This is a genomic window from Streptomyces sp. SID11385 (assembly GCF_010548245.1).
Classification (GTDB): Bacteria; Actinomycetota; Actinomycetes; order Streptomycetales; family Streptomycetaceae; genus Streptomyces.
The window spans coordinates 21,418-38,415 of record NZ_JAAGLR010000750.1 but is presented as its reverse complement, the minus strand read 5'-3'; the positions used below and the strand labels follow the sequence as shown (position 1 = coordinate 38,415).

14 protein-coding genes are annotated in these 16,998 nt (G+C 70.9%); 3 read left to right on the top strand and 11 right to left on the bottom strand.

The window, feature by feature from the left end; genetic code table 11:
* Nucleotides 1-79 precede the first annotated feature (79 nt).
* The 5 genes from prcA to arc form a co-directional block, all read right to left on the bottom strand.
* On the bottom strand, nucleotides 80-853 hold the full coding sequence (prcA, locus tag G3I42_RS23095; protein ID WP_164288885.1) for a proteasome subunit alpha: 774 nt from the start codon (nucleotides 851-853) through the stop codon (nucleotides 80-82).
* A gap of 53 nt (nucleotides 854-906) precedes the next feature.
* Nucleotides 907-1,749: a proteasome subunit beta gene (prcB, locus tag G3I42_RS23090; protein ID WP_164288884.1), complete on the bottom strand. Its 843-nt coding sequence runs from the start codon at nucleotides 1,747-1,749 to the stop codon at nucleotides 907-909.
* A 298-nt stretch (nucleotides 1,750-2,047) separates the two neighbouring features.
* Nucleotides 2,048-2,266 carry a ubiquitin-like protein Pup gene (locus tag G3I42_RS23085; RefSeq protein WP_007828998.1) on the bottom strand — a complete coding sequence of 73 codons (219 nt, stop codon included), beginning with the start codon at nucleotides 2,264-2,266 and terminating at the stop codon, nucleotides 2,048-2,050.
* Between the two features lie 196 nt (nucleotides 2,267-2,462).
* Nucleotides 2,463-3,974: a depupylase/deamidase Dop gene (gene dop, locus G3I42_RS23080; protein WP_164288882.1), complete on the bottom strand. Its 1,512-nt coding sequence runs from the start codon at nucleotides 3,972-3,974 to the stop codon at nucleotides 2,463-2,465.
* Nucleotides 3,975-4,212: 238 nt separating this feature from the next.
* Nucleotides 4,213-5,979 carry a proteasome ATPase gene (gene arc, locus G3I42_RS23075; protein ID WP_164288880.1) on the bottom strand — a complete coding sequence of 589 codons (1,767 nt, stop codon included), beginning with the start codon at nucleotides 5,977-5,979 and terminating at the stop codon, nucleotides 4,213-4,215.
* Nucleotides 5,980-6,213: 234 nt separating this feature from the next.
* On the opposite strand from arc, the gene G3I42_RS23065 reads away from it, so the two are divergent.
* Nucleotides 6,214-6,534, top strand: coding sequence for a ferredoxin (locus G3I42_RS23065; RefSeq protein ID WP_164288878.1), 321 nt, complete (start codon nucleotides 6,214-6,216; stop codon nucleotides 6,532-6,534).
* Nucleotides 6,535-6,573: 39 nt separating this feature from the next.
* Here the strand turns inward: G3I42_RS23065 and G3I42_RS23060 are convergent, their stop codons facing one another.
* The 4 genes from G3I42_RS23060 to G3I42_RS23045 form a co-directional block, all read right to left on the bottom strand.
* Entirely contained in the window at nucleotides 6,574-7,920 is a 1,347-nt protein-coding gene (locus G3I42_RS23060; protein WP_164288876.1) for an FAD-dependent oxidoreductase, read from the bottom strand.
* Nucleotides 7,921-8,010: 90 nt separating this feature from the next.
* Complete coding sequence (locus G3I42_RS23055) at nucleotides 8,011-8,625, bottom strand: hypothetical protein (RefSeq protein ID WP_164288891.1); 615 nt, start codon at nucleotides 8,623-8,625, stop codon at nucleotides 8,011-8,013.
* A gap of 261 nt (nucleotides 8,626-8,886) precedes the next feature.
* Nucleotides 8,887-9,783, bottom strand: coding sequence for a tRNA (adenine-N1)-methyltransferase (locus G3I42_RS23050; RefSeq protein ID WP_164288874.1), 897 nt, complete (start codon nucleotides 9,781-9,783; stop codon nucleotides 8,887-8,889).
* 45 nt (nucleotides 9,784-9,828) lie between these two features.
* Complete coding sequence (locus tag G3I42_RS23045; protein WP_164288872.1) at nucleotides 9,829-11,082, bottom strand: site-2 protease family protein; 1,254 nt, start codon at nucleotides 11,080-11,082, stop codon at nucleotides 9,829-9,831.
* A 225-nt stretch (nucleotides 11,083-11,307) separates the two neighbouring features.
* Here G3I42_RS23045 and G3I42_RS23040 point away from each other — a divergent pair, with 225 nt between their 5' ends.
* Together G3I42_RS23040 and G3I42_RS23035 are read left to right on the top strand one after the other, a co-directional pair.
* Nucleotides 11,308-12,198, top strand: a complete 891-nt coding sequence (locus G3I42_RS23040; RefSeq protein ID WP_343244635.1) for a PD-(D/E)XK nuclease family protein — start codon at nucleotides 11,308-11,310, stop codon at nucleotides 12,196-12,198.
* 70 nt (nucleotides 12,199-12,268) lie between these two features.
* The gene (locus G3I42_RS23035) at nucleotides 12,269-12,940 is read left to right on the top strand and encodes a response regulator transcription factor (RefSeq protein ID WP_164288870.1); all 672 of its coding nucleotides are present in this window, start codon (nucleotides 12,269-12,271) and stop codon (nucleotides 12,938-12,940) included.
* Between the two features lie 66 nt (nucleotides 12,941-13,006).
* Here G3I42_RS23035 and G3I42_RS23030 read toward each other — a convergent pair whose 3' ends face one another.
* Nucleotides 13,007-14,611, bottom strand: a complete 1,605-nt coding sequence (locus G3I42_RS23030) for an ABC transporter substrate-binding protein (RefSeq protein WP_164288868.1) — start codon at nucleotides 14,609-14,611, stop codon at nucleotides 13,007-13,009.
* Nucleotides 14,612-15,105: 494 nt separating this feature from the next.
* Entirely contained in the window at nucleotides 15,106-16,710 is a 1,605-nt protein-coding gene (locus G3I42_RS23025) for an ABC transporter substrate-binding protein (protein ID WP_164288866.1), read from the bottom strand.
* Between the last annotated feature and the right edge of the window lie 288 nt (nucleotides 16,711-16,998).

The window sequence follows — 16,998 nt, the reverse complement described above, 5'->3', positions numbered from 1 at the left end:
CGGCGCGCGACGGCCCCGCACCCACCAGGGGCACGGGGCCGTGTGATCCCGCCGGACGGCCGGGGCCGCCCGCCGGGGCTCAGCTCTCGTCGGTGTCCTCGCCCTCGGCCGGAGCGGCCGGGGCCTCGGTGTCCTCCGCGTCGTCCCCGGCCGCCTCGCCCGCGAGGAGGCGGGCCAGGTGGGTGCCGGTGAGGCGGCGGAACTTGCGCTGCTGCGCCCTCGTACGGTCGAGGACGGCGACCTCCAGGCGCTCCGCCGGGATCTCGCGCTCGCTGCCGTTGGCGTCGCGGGCGAGGGCCTGGACGGCGAGCTTGAGGGCCTCGGCGAGGGTCATCCCGTCGCGGTGGCGCTGGTCGAGCCAGCCGCTGATCTGCTCCGCGTTGCCGCCGACCGCGACCGAGCCGTGCTCGTCGACGATCGAGCCGTCGTGCGGGAGCCGGTAGATCTGGTCGCCGTCGGGGGTGTCCCCGACCTCGGCGACGACGAGTTCGACCTCGTACGGCTTCTCGGCGTTGCTGGAGAAGATGGTGCCGAGCGTCTGGGCGTAGACGTTGGCGAGTCCGCGCGCGGTGACGTCGGTGCGGTCGTAGGTGTAGCCGCGCAGGTCGGCGTAGCGGACGCCGCCGATGCGCAGGTTCTCGTACTCGTTGTACTTGCCGGCCGCCGCGAAGGCGATGCGGTCGTAGATCTCGCTGAACTTGTGGAGGGCCCTGGAGGGGTTCTCGCCGACGAAGACAATGCCGTCGGCGTACTGGAGCACGACGAGGCTGCGGCCTCGGGCGATGCCCTTGCGGGCGTACTCCGCCCGGTCGGCCATCGCCTGCTGGGGTGAGACGTAGAACGGCGTGGACACCGGCTGACCGTCGCTTTCTGTCGGGGTCGGGGGAGGTCTTCGGAGTGTCGGGGTCAGAGGAGTTCGGCGCGCGGCCCGTCCGGCTGCGCGAGCCTGCGGCGCTGCACGTCCTCGGCGATACGGGCGGTCTCCTCCTCGGAGACGCGGCGGTAGCCCTCGTCCGTGATGACGCTGATGATCGGGAAGATGCGGCGGCCCAGGTCCGGGCCGCCGGTCGCCGAGTCGTCGTCGGCGGCGTCGTAGAGCGCCTGGATGGCGAGGACGCTCGCCTCGTCGGAGCTGAGGCCGGGACGGTAGAGCTTCTTGAGCGCGCCCCGGGCGAAGACCGAGCCCGAGCCCGTCGAGGCGTAGCCGTACTCCTCGGAGCGGCCGCCCGCGACGTCGTAGGAGAAGATGCGGCCCGTGCCGCGGTCGACGTCGTAGCCGGCGAAGAGCGGGACGACGGCGAGGCCCTGCATGGCCATGCCGAGGTTGCCGCGGATCATCGTGGCGAGGCGGTTCGCCTTGCCCTCCAGGGAGAGCTGGGCGCCCTCGACCTTCTCGAAGTGCTCCAGTTCGAGCTGGAAGAGCTTGACCATCTCGACGGCGAGCCCGGCGGTGCCCGCGATGCCGACGGCCGAGTACTCGTCGGCGGGGAAGACCTTCTCGACGTCCCGCTGGGCGATGACGTTCCCCATCGTGGCCCTGCGGTCACCGGCGAGGATGACGCCGCCCTCGAAGGCGAGGGCCAGGATCGTGGTCCCGTGCGGCAGTTCGATGGCTCCCTTGACGGGCAGTTGCCGGTTGCCGGGCAGCAGTTCGGGCTGGTGCTCGGACAGGAAGTCCAGGAACGAGGAGGAACCGGGTGTCAGGAAGGCGGCGGGCAGACGCCCGGTGTGACGCGTGTGTGCTCCCATGTTTCCCTCCGGTCGGGCGGCGGTCCGGTCGCGGCGCCACGGGGGCGCTCATCCGCGCCGACGGGCCCGGTAGCGGTTGATGACGGTGCGTACGCCTCGGACCCTACCCGCCACGGCGGGCGGAACCACCCACAGCGGCAAACCCGTGCCCCACGGATGCGCGGGCCGCTGACCTGCGCCTTGACGGAGCGGCACGGGAGGGGCCGGGCGGGAAGCACGGCGCGGGACGCCCCGGGGTCTGCCGGGACGTCCCGCGTCCGTACGTGCGCTCGTGGGGTCGCGGCCCCACCGGGGTGCGCTACTCCCCGCCCTTCTGGACGAAGCTGCGCACGAAGTCCTCCGCGTTCTCCTCCAGGACGTCGTCGATCTCGTCCAGGACGGAGTCCACGTCGTCGCTCAGCTTCTCCTGGCGCTCCTTGAGATCCGAGGAGTCCTGTGCGTCCTGGGTCTGTTCCTCGGTCTCCTCGGTGGACCGCGTCGCCTTCTGCTGTCCGCCGCCGGTGTCCTTGGTCGCCATCTGCCTCACCCCGCTCGGTGTGCCCCGCTGGATGTGTCGTGGTGTGCCGGGACTTTCCCGGCCCCAAGATCGGTTCTCTCCGACCCTACAAGCAGGGCCGCGATCCGGCCCCGTGATTGCTCAACGCGCTGCCTGCCCTGATGTTTCCCTCGTGGGGACCTTTTCAGGCCCCCACGAGGTCACGGATTGGCGCCGCTCAGGGACCGGTCAGGGCTCTGACCAGCTCTTCGGCCGTGCGGCAGCGATCGAGAAGGTCCTTGACGTGGGTACGTGTACCGCGCAAGGGCTCCAGCGTCGCGACGCGCTGCAAGGAGTCGCGGTCGGGCAGGTCGAAGATCACCGAGTCCCAGGAGGCGGCGGCGACCTCGTCCGCGTACTGTGCCAGGCAGCGCCCGCGGAAGTAGGCCCTGGTGTCCTCCGGCGGGTCGAAGACCGCGCGGGAGACCTCCTCCTCGCTCAGCAGCCGTTTCATGCTGCCGCGGGCGACGAGCCGGTTGTAGAGCCCCTTGTCGGGCCGTACGTCGGCGTACTGGAGGTCGACGAGGTGGAGCCGCGCGGCGTCCCAGCCCAGTCCGTCGCGGCGCCGGTAGCCCTCCATCAGCTCACGCTTGGCGACCCAGTCCAGCTCCTTGGAGAGGCTGCCGGGGTCCCGCTCCAGGCGGTCGAGGGTGTCCTCCCAGCGGCTGAGGATGTCGGTGGTCTCCTCGTCCGCGTCACTCCCGTACCGCTCGTCCACGTATTTGCGGGCGAGGGCGCAGTACTCCATCTGGAGCTGGACGGCGGTGAGGCTGCGGCCGTCGCGCAGCTTCACGAGCTGCTTGAGCGAGGGGTCGTGCGAGACCTGGTGGAGGGTACGGACCGGCTGGTCCACGGCGAGGTCGACGGCGATGAAGCCGTCCTCGATCATCGCGAGGACGAGCGAGGTGGTGCCGAGCTTGAGGTAGGTGGAGATCTCCGAGAGGTTCGCGTCACCGATGATGACGTGCAGCCTGCGGTACTTCTCGGCGTCCGAGTGCGGCTCGTCGCGGGTGTTGATGATCGGCCGCTTCAGCGTCGTCTCCAGGCCCACCTCGACCTCGAAGTAGTCGGCGCGCTGGCTGAGCTGGAACCCGTGCTCGCGGCCGTCCTGCCCGATCCCGACGCGGCCGGCGCCCGTGACGACCTGCCGCGAGACGAAGAAGGGCGTGAGGTGGCGGACGATGTCGCCGAAGGGGGTCTCCCGGGACATCAGGTAGTTCTCGTGGGTGCCGTAGGAGGCGCCCTTGTTGTCGGTGTTGTTCTTGTAGAGGTGGATGGGGTGCGTGTTCGGCACGGCGGCGGCGCGCTCGGCGGCCTCGGCCATGATGCGCTCCCCCGCCTTGTCCCACAGCACGGCGTCCCTGGGCCCGGTGACCTCCGGGGAGCTGTACTCGGGGTGGGCGTGGTCCACGTAGAGCCGGGCGCCGTTGGTGAGGATGACGTTGGCGAGGCCGATGTCCTCGTCGGTGAGCTGGGTGGAGTCGGCGGACTCGCGGGCGAGGTCGAAGCCGCGCGCGTCGCGCAGCGGGTTCTCCTCCTCGAAGTCCCAGCGTGCCCGCCTGGCCCGGTGCATCGCCGCCGCGTAGGCGTTGACGATCTGGGACGAGGTGAGCATGGCATTGGCGTTCGGGTGACCGGGCACGGAGATCCCGTACTCCGTCTCGATGCCCATTACTCGCCGTACGGTCATGCGGCCCTCCTTGCCCGGCGCCGCTCCCCCGCGGGAGCCGCGCTCCAGTACCGTGCGCGCTCGGGCGCGCGCCCGGTCCCCGTCCCGCGCCGCGCCGCCCGGTGATATCGCTGAGCCTAGAACGCTTGTGCGTCGCTGGTGGGGGTTATTCCTTTACCGTCGCCAACGCGGGAGGCCGCGGGGCTCCGGGGAGCGACCGCGGCCTCCTGCGCGTGCGTGTCTCTGCGGGTACTGATCCCTACAGGTACTGACCGGTGTTCGCCACCGTGTCGATCGAGCGACCGGTGTCGGCGCCCTGCTTCCCGGTGACGAGGGTGCGGATGTAGACGATCCGTTCCCCCTTCTTGCCGGAGATGCGGGCCCAGTCGTCCGGGTTGGTGGTGTTGGGAAGGTCCTCGTTCTCCTTGAACTCGTCCACGCAGGCCTGGAGGAGGTGGGAGACGCGAAGGCCCTTCTGGTTCTGTTCGAGGAAGGCCTTGATGGCCATCTTCTTGGCGCGGCCGACGATGTTCTCGATCATGGCGCCGGAGTTGAAGTCCTTGAAGTACAGGACTTCCTTGTCGCCGTTGGCATAGGTCACTTCGAGGAAGCGGTTCTCGTCCGATTCGGCGTACATCTGCTCGACCACGGACTGGATCATGCCGTGGACGGTCTCCGCCTTGTCGCCCGTGTGCTCGGCGAGGTCGTCGGTGTGCAGCGGGAGCCGGTCGGTGAGGTACTTCGCGAAGATGTCCTTGGCCGCCTCGGCGTCCGGACGCTCGATCTTGATCTTCACGTCGAGCCGTCCCGGGCGCAGGATCGCGGGGTCGATCATGTCCTCGCGGTTCGACGCACCGATGACGATGACGTTCTCCAGGCCCTCCACGCCGTCGATCTCGGCGAGCAGCTGGGGAACGATGGTGTTCTCCACGTCCGAGCTGACGCCGGAACCCCGGGTGCGGAAGAGGGATTCCATCTCGTCGAAGAAGACGATGACGGGGGTGCCCTCGCTCGCCTTCTCCCGGGCCCGCTGGAAGACCAGGCGGATGTGCCGCTCGGTCTCGCCGACGTACTTGTTGAGCAGCTCGGGGCCCTTGATGTTCAGGAAGTAGCTCTTGCCCGCCGCCTGTCCGGTGACCTCGGCCACCTTCTTGGCGAGCGAGTTGGCGACGGCCTTGGCGATGAGCGTCTTGCCGCAGCCGGGCGGGCCGTAGAGCAGCACGCCCTTGGGCGGCCGCAGCTCGTGCTCCTTGAAGAGGTCCGGGTAGAGGTACGGGAGCTCGACGGCGTCGCGGATCAGCTCGATCTGGTTGCCCAGGCCGCCGATCTGCTCGTAGCCGATGTCCGGGACCTCTTCGAGGACCAGTTCCTCGACCTCGCTCTTGGGCACGATCTCGAAGACGTACCCGGAACGGGAGTCGAGCAGCAGGGCGTCGCCCGCCCTGATGGTGACGCCCATGAGGGGCTCGGCGAGGCGCACCACGCGCTCCTCGTCGGTGTGCCCCACCACGAGGGCGCGTTCGCCGTCCTCCAGGATCTCCTTGAGGGTGACGATGTCGCCCGCGCGCTCGAACTCCATGGCCTCGACCACGTTGAGCGCTTCGTTGAGCATGACCTCCTGGCCACGCTGCAAGGTGTCGGTCTCGATCTCGGGGCTGACGTTCACCCGGAGCTTGCGCCCGCCGGTGAAGATGTCGACGGTGCCGTCCTCGTTCGCCGCGAGGAAGACACCGAAGCCCGCGGGGGGCTGGGCAAGACGATCCACTTCCTCCTTGAGGGCCACGATCTGGTCGCGGGCCTCGCGGAGGGTGTTCGCCAGTCGTTCGTTCTGCGCGGACACCCCGGCCAGGTTGGTCTGAAGCTCGACGATCCGGTCCTCAAGAATCCTTGTATGACGCGGTGAGTCGGCGAGCTTGCGCCGCAGGACGGCGATCTCCTGCTCAAGCTGGGCGACCTGGGCGAGCGGGTCCTCGGACCCCCGGCCCGGGCGGATGCCGCGGTTCATGTCGTCGTCGTGGGCTGCCACGGTCCTCACCTCCTCCAAAGGGAGCTGGACGCTTCCAGACCCTACCTGGGCGGGTGCCGGTTGAAACCCCTAGATCAAAAAGACGGTGGGGCGTGTCCGATGTTCACCCTTGCGCTCTCCCTCTCCCGAGGGGAATACCCACCCATCCCCCGCCCAAGCGGCCCGGTTGTATCGTCGAGGTGTTCAACGCCCCTTGACGGTGGCGGGCTTCACGCAGAGGAAACGGCAGGAAACATGACCGCACAGCAGGAGTCCGGGCTCGCGGCGCGGGAGGACGAACCGCTGGAGGTCTGGATCGACCAGGACCTGTGCACGGGCGACGGCATCTGCGCGCAGTACGCGCCGGAGGTCTTCGAGCTGGACATCGACGGGCTCGCGTACGTCAAGAGCGGCGACGACGAACTCCTCCAGGCCCCCGGCGCGACCACCCGCGTCCCGCTGCCGCTGCTGAGGGACGTCGTGGACTCGGCGAAGGAGTGCCCCGGCGAGTGCATCCACGTGCGCCGGGTCACGGACCGCGTGGAGGTCTACGGGCCGGAGGCCGACGCGGGCTGAGCCCCCGCATCCTCCCCGCCGTCCCGCACGGGACCGGCCTCACCCCGGTTCCGCTTCCGCCGTGCCCTTCTTCGCGCCCTCGTACAGCTCCGTGTGCTCGAAGTGCGGGAGGGTCGCGGGGCGGCCGCGCTGGAAGCCGGTGCTGACGAAGTCGTCGCCGGTGGTGGCCTTGAGCGTCCAGTTGACGAGGACGCGGGTACGCGCGGTCAGCGTCGGGAGCGCCGCGAGGTGGTAGCCGCGGGCCACCGCCTGGGCGGGCAGTCCGGTGAGGCCGATGCCGAGCGGCCGGGAGACGGCGTACTTGTCGCCGAGGTCCACGACGAGGCCGAGGTCGCGGTGGTAGTACGGGCGCGGCTCGGTGCCGCGCAGCCGGGCCGCGATGTTGTACGCGACCGCCTTGCCCTGCCGCTGCGAGTGCTGGGCCGTGGGCGGGGTGATCGCGTCGCCGCCCTTGGCGAGGTCGGGCACGGCGGCGGCGTCGCCGACGGCGAAGACGCCCGGCGCCCCGGGCACGGCCATCTCGGCCGTCGTCACGAGCCGCCCCCGCGCGAGTTCCGTCTCGACGGTCGTCATGAGGGGGCTCGCCGCGACCCCCGCCGTCCACACGAGCGTGCGGGTGGGCAGGACCCGGCCGTCCGTCAGCTCGACGGAGCGCGCGGTGAGCCGGGCGACGCTCGTGCCGAGCGAGATCTCGATGCCGCGCGCGCGAAGGGCGCGCAGGGCGTCGTCGCCGAGGCGCTCGCCGATCTCCGGGAGCAGGCGCGGGGCGATGTCGACGAGGTGCCAGCTCAGCTCGGCCGGGTCCAGGCGCGGGAAGCGGCGCACGGCGGCGCTGGTGAGGAGCTGGAGCGAGGCGGCGGTCTCGGTGCCCGCGTAGCCGCCGCCGACCACGAGGAAGCGCAGGCGTTCGGCGCGCTCGGCGGGATCGGTGGCGACCGCGGCGGCGTCGAGCTGGGCGATGACGTGGTCGCGCAGATAGGCGGCCTGGGCAAGGGTCTTCATGCCGAGGGCGTGTTCGCTCACGCCCGGGATGCCGAGGAGGCGCGTCGTACTGCCCGCGGCGAGGAGCAGGATGTCGTAGCGCAGCACGCGCTCGTGTCCCTCGGGGGTCCGTACGGTGACGTGCCGCCGCTCGTGGTCGACGCCGATCGCGATGCCCGGGGCGTACCGGGTGCGGCGCAGCCGGCGGCGCAGGGACACCGCGATGGACTGGGGCGTGAGCAGTCCCGCGGCGACGTGCGGCAGCAGCGGGAGGTAGAGCTGGTAGTCCTCGGGCGAGACGAGGACGAGTTCCGCTTCCTCGGGGCGCAGCGTCCGCTCCAGGCGGTGCAGGCACTCGACTCCGGCGAAACCCGCGCCGATCACCAGAACGCGCGGAGGGGACATGGCGGGGGCTCCTGACCGGGGCGACGGCGGACAGGGCCCATCGTCACCCGGGGCGGAGCGGGCCGCATGCCGGGAGGGGCTGACGCGGGTTCAGGCGAGGCCGTCGCCCGCGGGGGCGCCGGGGCTGGTGCGCGTGAAGCGCTTCCCGTGCCAGGCCCAGGCGGTGGCCTGGTGGACGTCGGGGCAGCAGCGGGGGACGTCCAGGCTGGAGTAGCCGAGGACGCTCGCGCGCACCTCGCCGCGGTGGATCGTCAGTTCCTCGACCGTGCGCTGCTCGGCGGGGTCGAGGAGGGTCGCGACCACGCGCGGCTTCTTCTCGGCCGCCGTGCGGGTGAGGACGTACAGGCCCTCGGGCGGATTGCCGGAGCCGGCCGCGCAGTGGACCAGCGCGACGGTCTCCGGGCTGCCGTCCCCGTCGAGGTCGCCCGCGACGTGCTCGGCGAGCGTCGGCGGCTTCGCCTTCTCGCCGGGCGGGGTGGGGCAGGTGAGGGGGTACGTGGCGAGCGCGGCGTCCGGCGCGGGGACCGGGCGGGCCGGGGCGCGGGGCGAGGGCTTGGCACCGGCGTGGTGCGTGGTGGCGTCGGCCTCGTCGGGCTGGAAGGCCGAGGAGAGGGAGATCACCGCGCAGAGCGCCGCGGCGACGGCGAGCCAGTGCAGGGGGGTGGTGCGGGTGTGGGCCAGTTCCGGTTCGACGGGGTGCTGCACGAGGGTGTGTCTCCCGCTGTGGGCGCGTGCCGGTGGGGTGGTCGGCATCGTGCCATACCTCACAGGGGTGGGGTAGGGCGGGGTGGCCCCGCCGGGGCGCCGTTCGCCGGCGGGGGGGGGTCGCACGGAGGCATCCCTCTGCGAGATCCGCTTCCTCTCCGCCCTGCTGCGCCCACCCGTTCCGCCCCTGCGGAACGAATGCCCACAGCAGGGCGGAGAGGGAGCGGACGACTGCCCACTCCAGCGCACGGGCGGGGTGGGTCAGTGGCTGTTGGCGCTGCCCGGTCCCTCGTAGTCGTCTCCGTAGGCGCCCTTGGCGGGGCGGCGGCGGCGCATGGGGGGCTCGACGCCGTCGGCGAGGCGGCGGGCGGTGACGAGGAAGCCGGTGTGGCCGATCATGCGGTGGTCGGGGCGGACCGCGAGGCCCTCCACGTGCCAGTTGCGGATCATCGACTCCCACGGCTGCGGCTCGGCGAAGCAGCCGTGCTCGCGGATCGTCTCGACGGTGCGCGAGAGCTGCGTCGTCGTCGCCACGTAGCAGCACAGGATGCCGCCGGGCACGAGCGCCTTGGAGACGGCTTCCAGGCACTCCCAGGGCGCGAGCATGTCGAGGACGACGCGGTCGACCTCGGTGTCGCTCAGGTGGTCCTGGAGGTCCCCCACGGTGAGCTGCCAGGCGGGGTGCGGGCCGCCGAAGTAGCGCTCCACGTTGCCCTGCGCGATCTCCGCGAAGTCGGCGCGCCGCTCGTAGCTGTGCAGCATCCCGTGGTCGCCGATGGCGCGCAGCAGGAAGGCGCTCAGCGAGCCGGAGCCCACTCCGGCCTCGACGACGCGCGCGCCGGGGAAGATGTCGGCGAAGGCGATGATCTGCCCGGCGTCCTTGGGATAGACGACGGCAGCGCCGCGGGGCATGGACAGGACGAAGTCGGGGAGCAGGGGGCGCAGCGCGAGATAGGCGACGTTCCCGGTGGTGCGGACCACGCTGCCTTCGGGGGAGCCGATCAGCTCGTCGTGCGGGAAGGAACCCTTGTGGGTGTGGAAGTTCTTCCCGGCTTCGAGCGTGAAGGTGTAGTGGCGGCCCTTGGGGTCGGTGAGCTGTACCTGGTCCCCGACCGTGAAGGGCCCGCGTCGGCGGGCGGCACCGGTCGGTTCGGACATGTGCGCAAGCCTACCGGCCCGCTCGGGTGCTCCCGCACAGAGCCGTCACGGCCTGGCCATGGCCCGGACGAAGGCGCGGTCGACGTCGGCGGCGGAGAGGACCCCGTAGATCTCGCCGGTCTCCTCGACGACGAGGTACTCGCTGGCCGGGTGCGCGCGCAGCCGCTCCAGCAGTTCCTCGCCGCCGAGTTCGGCGGAGACGCGCAGGTCGTCGGTGAGGTCCTGGGCGAGGGTCGAGACGGCGACCCAGGGGCGGCGGTGCTCGGGCACGGCGACGATCGCGCTCTCGCGGACGAGGGCCTGCGGCGTCCCGTACCCGTCGACGACGACGAGGGCGCGGGCGCCCGCCTCGTTGGCGCGGCGCAGCGCCTCGGAGAGCGGGGTCGGGCCCTCGACGGGGATGGCGCGCCGGGTGAGGGTGCGTACGCGCAGCTCCGGGAGGTGTTCGCGCAGGCGGGCCATGCGCAGGCCGTTGCCCGCGCCGGTCCAGATGATGGCGGCGAGGATCGCGGCGAGCAGCGCGTCGAAGACGGTGTCGCTGGCGCTCACCGTCTCGGGGGCCTCGCCGAGCAGGTCCGACTGGGTGAGCAGCGGGAGCCCGATCAGGACGGCGACGGCGAGCGCGCGCCCGGCCCAGGCGGCGGCGACGCTGCCCTTCATCGCGCTGCCCGTGCACTTCCAGACGACGGCGCGGAGCATCCGGCCGCCGTCGAGCGGGAGCCCGGGGAGCAGGTTGAAGACGGCGACGATGAGGTTGGAGATCATCAGCCCGGCGACGAGCACGCCCGGCACGGTGCCCGGCTCGACCACGTACAGGAAGCCGTAGAAGACGGCGGCGAGGACGAGGGAGAGGAGCGGGCCGACGAAGGCGAGGACGAATTCGCGGCCGGGGCGTTCGCTCTCCTTCTCGATCTCCGAGACGCCGCCGAAGAACTGGAGCTGGATGCGGCGCACGGGCAGGCCGAAGCGGAGGGCCGCGACGGTGTGGGCGAGTTCGTGGACGAGGACGGAGGCGTAGAAGGCGAGCGCGAAGAAGAGCGAGACGAGGTAGCGGACGCCGCCGAGTTCGGGCAGGACCCGGTCGAGCTGTCCGCCGAAGACCCAGGTGATGAGCGCGGCGACGAGGAACCAGCTCGGTGCGACGTACACCGGTACGCCGAAGGGACGCCCGACGAGGAAGCCGTTGCCCGGCTCCCCCGGCTCACGCGGGGGACGTTTGCGGGGCGGGCCGTGCGGGGCGGGCGGGCGACCGCCGGGACCCCCGGTGGGCGCTTGCCCGTTCTCGCCGCGTTCGTCCACGGTGAAACGTTCCCCTCGTCGGTGCCTTGACGCAGTCGATGGTATGCGGCGGGATGTCCTTGCGGGGCCGTAGGGTCGGGGGTCATGGAGAGCAGTGCGGTGCGGGGGCCGGTACCGGAGGCCCGTGGGACGGGCGGCGAGGAAAGCGGGGTGGCGCAGGTGACTGCGGCGGACGAGGGCGTGTCCCCCGGTACGGTGGAGGCGGCGCCCGTACCGGCGCAGGCCGTGCCCGTGCCGGCGCCGAGGCCGCCCGCGCCGCCTTCCTCGCTCTCGCCCTCGCGCGCGAGCGACTTCATGCAGTGCCCGCTGCTCTACCGCTTCCGGGTCATCGACCGGCTGCCCGAGAAGCCGAGCGAGGCGGCGACGCGGGGCACGCTCGTGCACGCGGTCCTTGAGCGGCTCTTCGACGCGCCCGCCGCCGAGCGCACGGCACAGCGGGCCACGGCACTGCTCCCGGGGCAGTGGGAGAAGCTGCGCGCGGCGCGGCCCGAGCTGGACGAGCTGTTCGCGGAGGTCGAGGACGGGGGCGCGCCCGGGTCGGCGGGCGAGCGGCTCACCGCGTGGCTCGCCTCGGCCGAACGGCTCGTCGAGCGGTGGTTCACGCTGGAGGACCCCACGCGGCTCGAACCCGCCGAGCGCGAGCTGTTCGTGGAGACCTCGCTCGACTCCGGCCTGCGGCTGCGCGGCATCATCGACCGCGTCGACATCGCGCCCGGGAGCGGGGACGTCCGCATCGTCGACTACAAGACGGGCAAGGCGCCGCGCCCCCAGTACGCGGAGGGCGCGCTCTTCCAGATGAAGTTCTACGCGCTCGTGGTGTGGCGCCTGAAGGGCGTCGTGCCGCGCCGGCTCCAGCTCGTCTACCTCGGCAGCGGTGACGTGCTCACGTACGACCCGGTCCCCGGTGACCTGGAGCGCGTCGAGCGGAAGCTGCACGCGCTGTGGCGGGCGATCGAGGAGGCGACGGCGAGCGGGGACTGGCGGCCGCGGCCGTCCAAGCTGTGCGGCTGGTGCGACCACCGGGCGGTGTGCCCGGAGTTCGGCGGCACTCCCCCGCCCTACCCGCTCCCGGTCCGCCCTGCCGGGGAGCCGCCCGCGGCGGGCGCGGGGGCCTGAACCCGTACCGCCCCCCGGCCGTTCCCGGGCGCAGGGCACAATGGCGCGGGGCTAACGAAGGAGACTTCCCGTGGCGATCCGTGTCCTCCTGGTGGACGACCAGCCGCTGCTGCGCACCGGCTTCCGGATGATCCTGGAGGCCGAGCCCGATGTGGCGGTGGTGGGCGAGGCCGGGGACGGGGCGCAGGCCCTCGACCAGGTGCGGGCGCTCCAGCCGGACGTGGTGCTCATGGACATCCGGATGCCCCGCATGGACGGCGTGGAGGCGACGCGGCAGATCACGGGGCCCGAGCGGGACGGCCCGGTCAAGGTGCTCGTACTGACGACCTTCGACCTCGACGAGTACGTCGTGGAGGCGCTGCGGGCGGGGGCGAGCGGCTTCCTGCTCAAGGACGCGCCGGCGCACGAGCTGGTGCAGGCGATCCGGGTGGTGGCGAGCGGCGAGGCGATGCTCGCGCCGAGTGTGACGCGGCGGCTGCTCGACAAGTACGCGGGACACCTGCCCTCCGGCGAGGAGCAGCCGCCGAGCACGCTCCAGACGCTCACGGAGCGGGAGGTGGAGGTGCTCAAGCTCGTGGCGCGGGGGCTGTCGAACGCGGAGATCGCGGCGGACCTGTTCGTGAGCGAGACCACCGTGAAGACGCACGTGGGGCACGTGCTCACGAAGCTGGGCCTGCGGGACCGGGTGCAGGCGGCGGTGTACGCGTACGAGAGCGGGCTGGTGCGGCCGGGCGGTCAGTGAGGCACGGCTCGCGGCGGCCCGCCCCGGTCCTCGGGGCGGGCCGCCGTCGTGTGCGCGGGGGGTGGCTCAGCTTCCCACGCCGCGGTCGAGTTCCCAGAGCTGGAGGATCGAGGAGGCGCTGAGGGACCACTCGACGCCGGTGATGTCGTCGCGGGCGGCGACGTACTGCTTGCCCTGCCACAGGGGGAGGTAGGGGACGTCGTCGGCGACGAGGTCCTGGATCTTCTGGAGGCTGCCGTTGGCGGTGGAGAGGCGGTCGGCGGCGCGGCGCGACTCGGGGAGGAGCTGCTCGCGTATCCGCTTGTTGTCGTACGGGGAGTTGAGGAAGTTCGGCTTGTCGAGGAAGGGGGCGATGAAGTTGTCGGGGTCGGGGAAGTCGGGGAACCAGCCCATCCCGTAGACCTCGTACTTGCCCTTCTGCTCCTCGGGCTTGTGGACGACCCAGGGGCGGCCCTTGATGTCCACGTCGAAGAGACCCGAGGCGTTGAGCTGCTTCTTGAGGACCTCGAACTCGCCCTTGGTGCGCGCCCCGTAGTGGTCCGTCGTGTAATGGAGGGTGAGCTTGACCGGGGTCTGGATCCCGGCGTCGGTGAGCACCCCGCGCGCCTTGGAGACACTGGGTTCGCCGTAGGCGTTGAAGAAGGAGTTGCTGTGACCGGCGACGCCCTGGGGTACGAGTGAGTAGAGCGGTTCGGCGGCGGTCCCGTAGACCTCGGAAGCGATCTGGCCCCGGTCGACGACGTGGGCCATGGCCTGCCGCACGGGCTTGCTGACCAGCGGGTCGTCGGTGTCGAAGGCGAGGTAGCGGATTTCCAGCGCCGGCAGCTCGGTGACGCCGACGTGCTCCGGCGGCTTCGCCAGCCACTTCTCGGCCTCACTGGTCGTCAGTCCCTTGACGACCATGTCGACCTGGCCGTCCGCGACGGCGGCGCCGAGGCCCTTGCCGTCCTTGAAGGGGCGCAGGTCGATGCGGTCGTTCTTGGCCTTGATGCCGCCCTTGTACTTCGGATTGCGGGTGAAGGCTGCGTTGGTGAGGGTGCTGCCGTCGGTCTCCAGCTTGACGGTGTAGGGGCCGGAGCCGTCCAGGGCGAAGCCGGGGCGGAGCTTGTCCTTCGGGTAGAGCGTGGGGTCGACGGCACCCGCCGTCGGTGTGGAGAGCTTGTACGGGAAGGTGGCGTCCGGTGTCTTGAGCCGGAAGACGAGGTCGTGGTCGGTGGGCGTCTCGATGGTGTCGATGTTGGTGAGCAGGGCCTTGACGCCCGAGTCGGCACTGATGCGGACGACACGTTCGATCGAGTACTTGAAGGTCTTCGCGGTGATGGGGTGCCCGTTGGAGAACTGCAGGCCCGAGCGCAGCTTGCAGACGTAGCGCTGCTGCCCGGCGTCGGTGAAGGAGCATTCCTGGGCGGCCTCGGGGGTCGGCGCGCCGCCACCGCGCGGGATGCGCATGAGGGGCTCGACCGTCTGCCGCAGCAGGTTCCAGGAGGAGATGTCGTAGGAGTACGCCGGGTCGAGGGGGGCGGGGATGTCCTTGCTGACGGAGAAGGAGTCGGAGGTGCCCACGACGATGGGCTTGTCCTTGTCGTCCGAGCCCGTCAGCCCGCCGCAGCCGGCGAGCACGGGCGCGAGCAGTCCGATGACGGACGGCAGCACCCAAGTCTTGCGGTTCATGCTGGTCGTTCTCCAGAGCTGTCGGCCCCTGGTCTCCGGCGGACGTGCGCGACGTACGGGCATGCGGGAGCACCGGAACATGCCGGGCGTGCGGGCGTGCGGGAGGTAGCGCCAGGAGCTGCGGAAGGGGTAACGCCGTGGTGCTCGCGACGACACTAGTGCGCGCTCGGCGAGGGCTCCGGGAAGAGGGTGCGGCGGGTGATCACGCAGCGCAGCCGGGGTCGCCGGGAGTGACCGGCGTGCCGGGGGAAGATTTTCGCGCACCTGTCGATGAACCGGGACACATGGGCGCCCCAGGACATGCCGAACGGGCGGCGCCTGCACAGGCGCCGCCCGTTGTCGACAGCGGGGGCAGTGACAAAGGTCACAGCGAAGTGGGGTGTGAAGTCCGCACAGTGGACGGGGAGTTACCCCCCGGTACAGCCATCCGGCGGGCCCTGCGGGGCAGTTGGGCGACCTGGTCGGACGCCCGCGCCGGTCTGCCGGTCAAGCGGTCAGTCGCCCACGCCGCGGGCCAGCTCCCAGAGCTGAAGGTCGGTGGAGGTGCTGAGCGACCACTCGACGCCGGTGATGTCGTCGCGGGCGCCGATGTACTGCTTGCCCTGCCACATCGGGACGACGGGCACGTCCTCGGCGACGATGTCCTGGATCTTCTCCAGGTCCGGGGCGGCCTCGCCGCGGTCCGAGCCGCGCCGCTCGGCGGGGATCAGGTTCTTGCGGATGTCCTTGCTGTTGTACGGCGAGTTGAGGAAGTTGTCCGCGTCGAGGAACGGGGCGATGTAGTTGTCCGCGTCGGGGAAGTCGGGCGCCCACGCCATCGTGTAGGCGGGGTACTTGCCGTCCATCCCCTGCTTGCGGTACTTCGTCCAGTCGGCGACGTCCTTGAGCGTCACGTCGAAGAGCCCGGTGCTGTTGAGCTGCTTCTGGATGAGCTTGTACTCCTTCTCCTTGGCGGGCCCGTAGTGCTCCTTGGAGTAGTACATGTCGAACTTGACCGGGGTGGTGATCCCGGCCTTCTCCAGGATGGACTTCGCCTTCGCGACGTCCGGGTTGCCGTAGCGGTTGAAGAAGGAGTTGGTGTGCCCCGCGATGGCCGCCGGGACGAGCGAGTAGAGCGGCTCGGCGGTGGGCGAGTACACCTTGCTGGCTATCTCGCCGCGGTCGACGAGCTGGGCCACGGCCTGCCGGACCGGCTTGGACGTGGCCGGGTTGTTCGTGTCGAAGATGATGTAGTGCGTCTCCAGACCCGACATCTCCATGAACTGGATGTGCTCGGGCGGGTTGTCGAGCAGCGACTCGACCTGGGCGGGGTCGAACTTCCCCGTCATGACGTCGATCTTCCCGGCCTCCAGGGCGTCCCCGAGCGCGGGGGCGCCCGCGTAGGAGACGAGGTCGACGCGGTTGTTCTTCACCGTCAGCGAGCCCTTGTACTTCGGGTTCTTGGTGAACTTCACCCGCGTCATGGCCTTGCTGTCGGTCTCGGCCTGGAGCGTGTAGGGACCCGAGCCGTCGAGGACGTAGCCCTTGCGCAGCGACTTCGGCGGGTAGAACTTCTTCTGCACGATGCCCGCGACGGGCGTGGCGAGCTTGTACGGCAGCGTCGCGTCCGGGCTGCTGAGGTGGAAGGTGATGTGCTTCTCGTCCGGCGTGTCCATCGTCTTGATGCCGGAGAGCAGACCCACGGCACCGTTGGGGTCCTTGATGTCGATGACGCGCTGGATCGAGTACTTCACGTCCTTCGACGTGATGTCGGTGCCGTCGGGGAACTGGAGCCCGTCGCGCATCTCGCAGGTGTAGACGGTGCCGCCGGAGCCGACCCACTTGCAGGACTTGGCCGCGTCGGGCTGCGGCTGGCCGCCGCCCTTGGGGATACGGACGAGCGACTGGATCGTCTGGCGCAGCACGTTCCACAGGGAGCTGTCGTAGGCGTACGCCGGGTCGAGCGGCGCGGGCACGTCCGCGCTCTTCTCGTACGCGTCGGTGGTGCCGACCACGATGGGCTTGCCACCGCCGTCGCCACTGTCCGAGCCGCCGCAGCCGGCGAGCACGGGGGCGAGCACGCCGATGGCGACGGGCAGCGCCCAAGTCTTGCGGTTCATGCGCGTATGTCTCCAGAGCTGTCGGTCCCGGGCCAGGCGCAAGGATGTGCGCGGCCCCGCCGGGTTTGTGCGAGAAGTAACACCGTCGTGTCCCGCGTCGAGATTAATGCTCCCCGCACCGGCCTTTGACGGGCGGTCGGGCGCGGACGGCGCGCGAGGAGAACACGCAGGGAAACAGGCTGTCAACGGTACGGAGCATCGGCCGGGTGAGGTTTCACCGAAGGATCACCAAATGCGGACACAAAGACACCGCCCCGCGTACCGGATACCGGACGGATGCACAGAGCG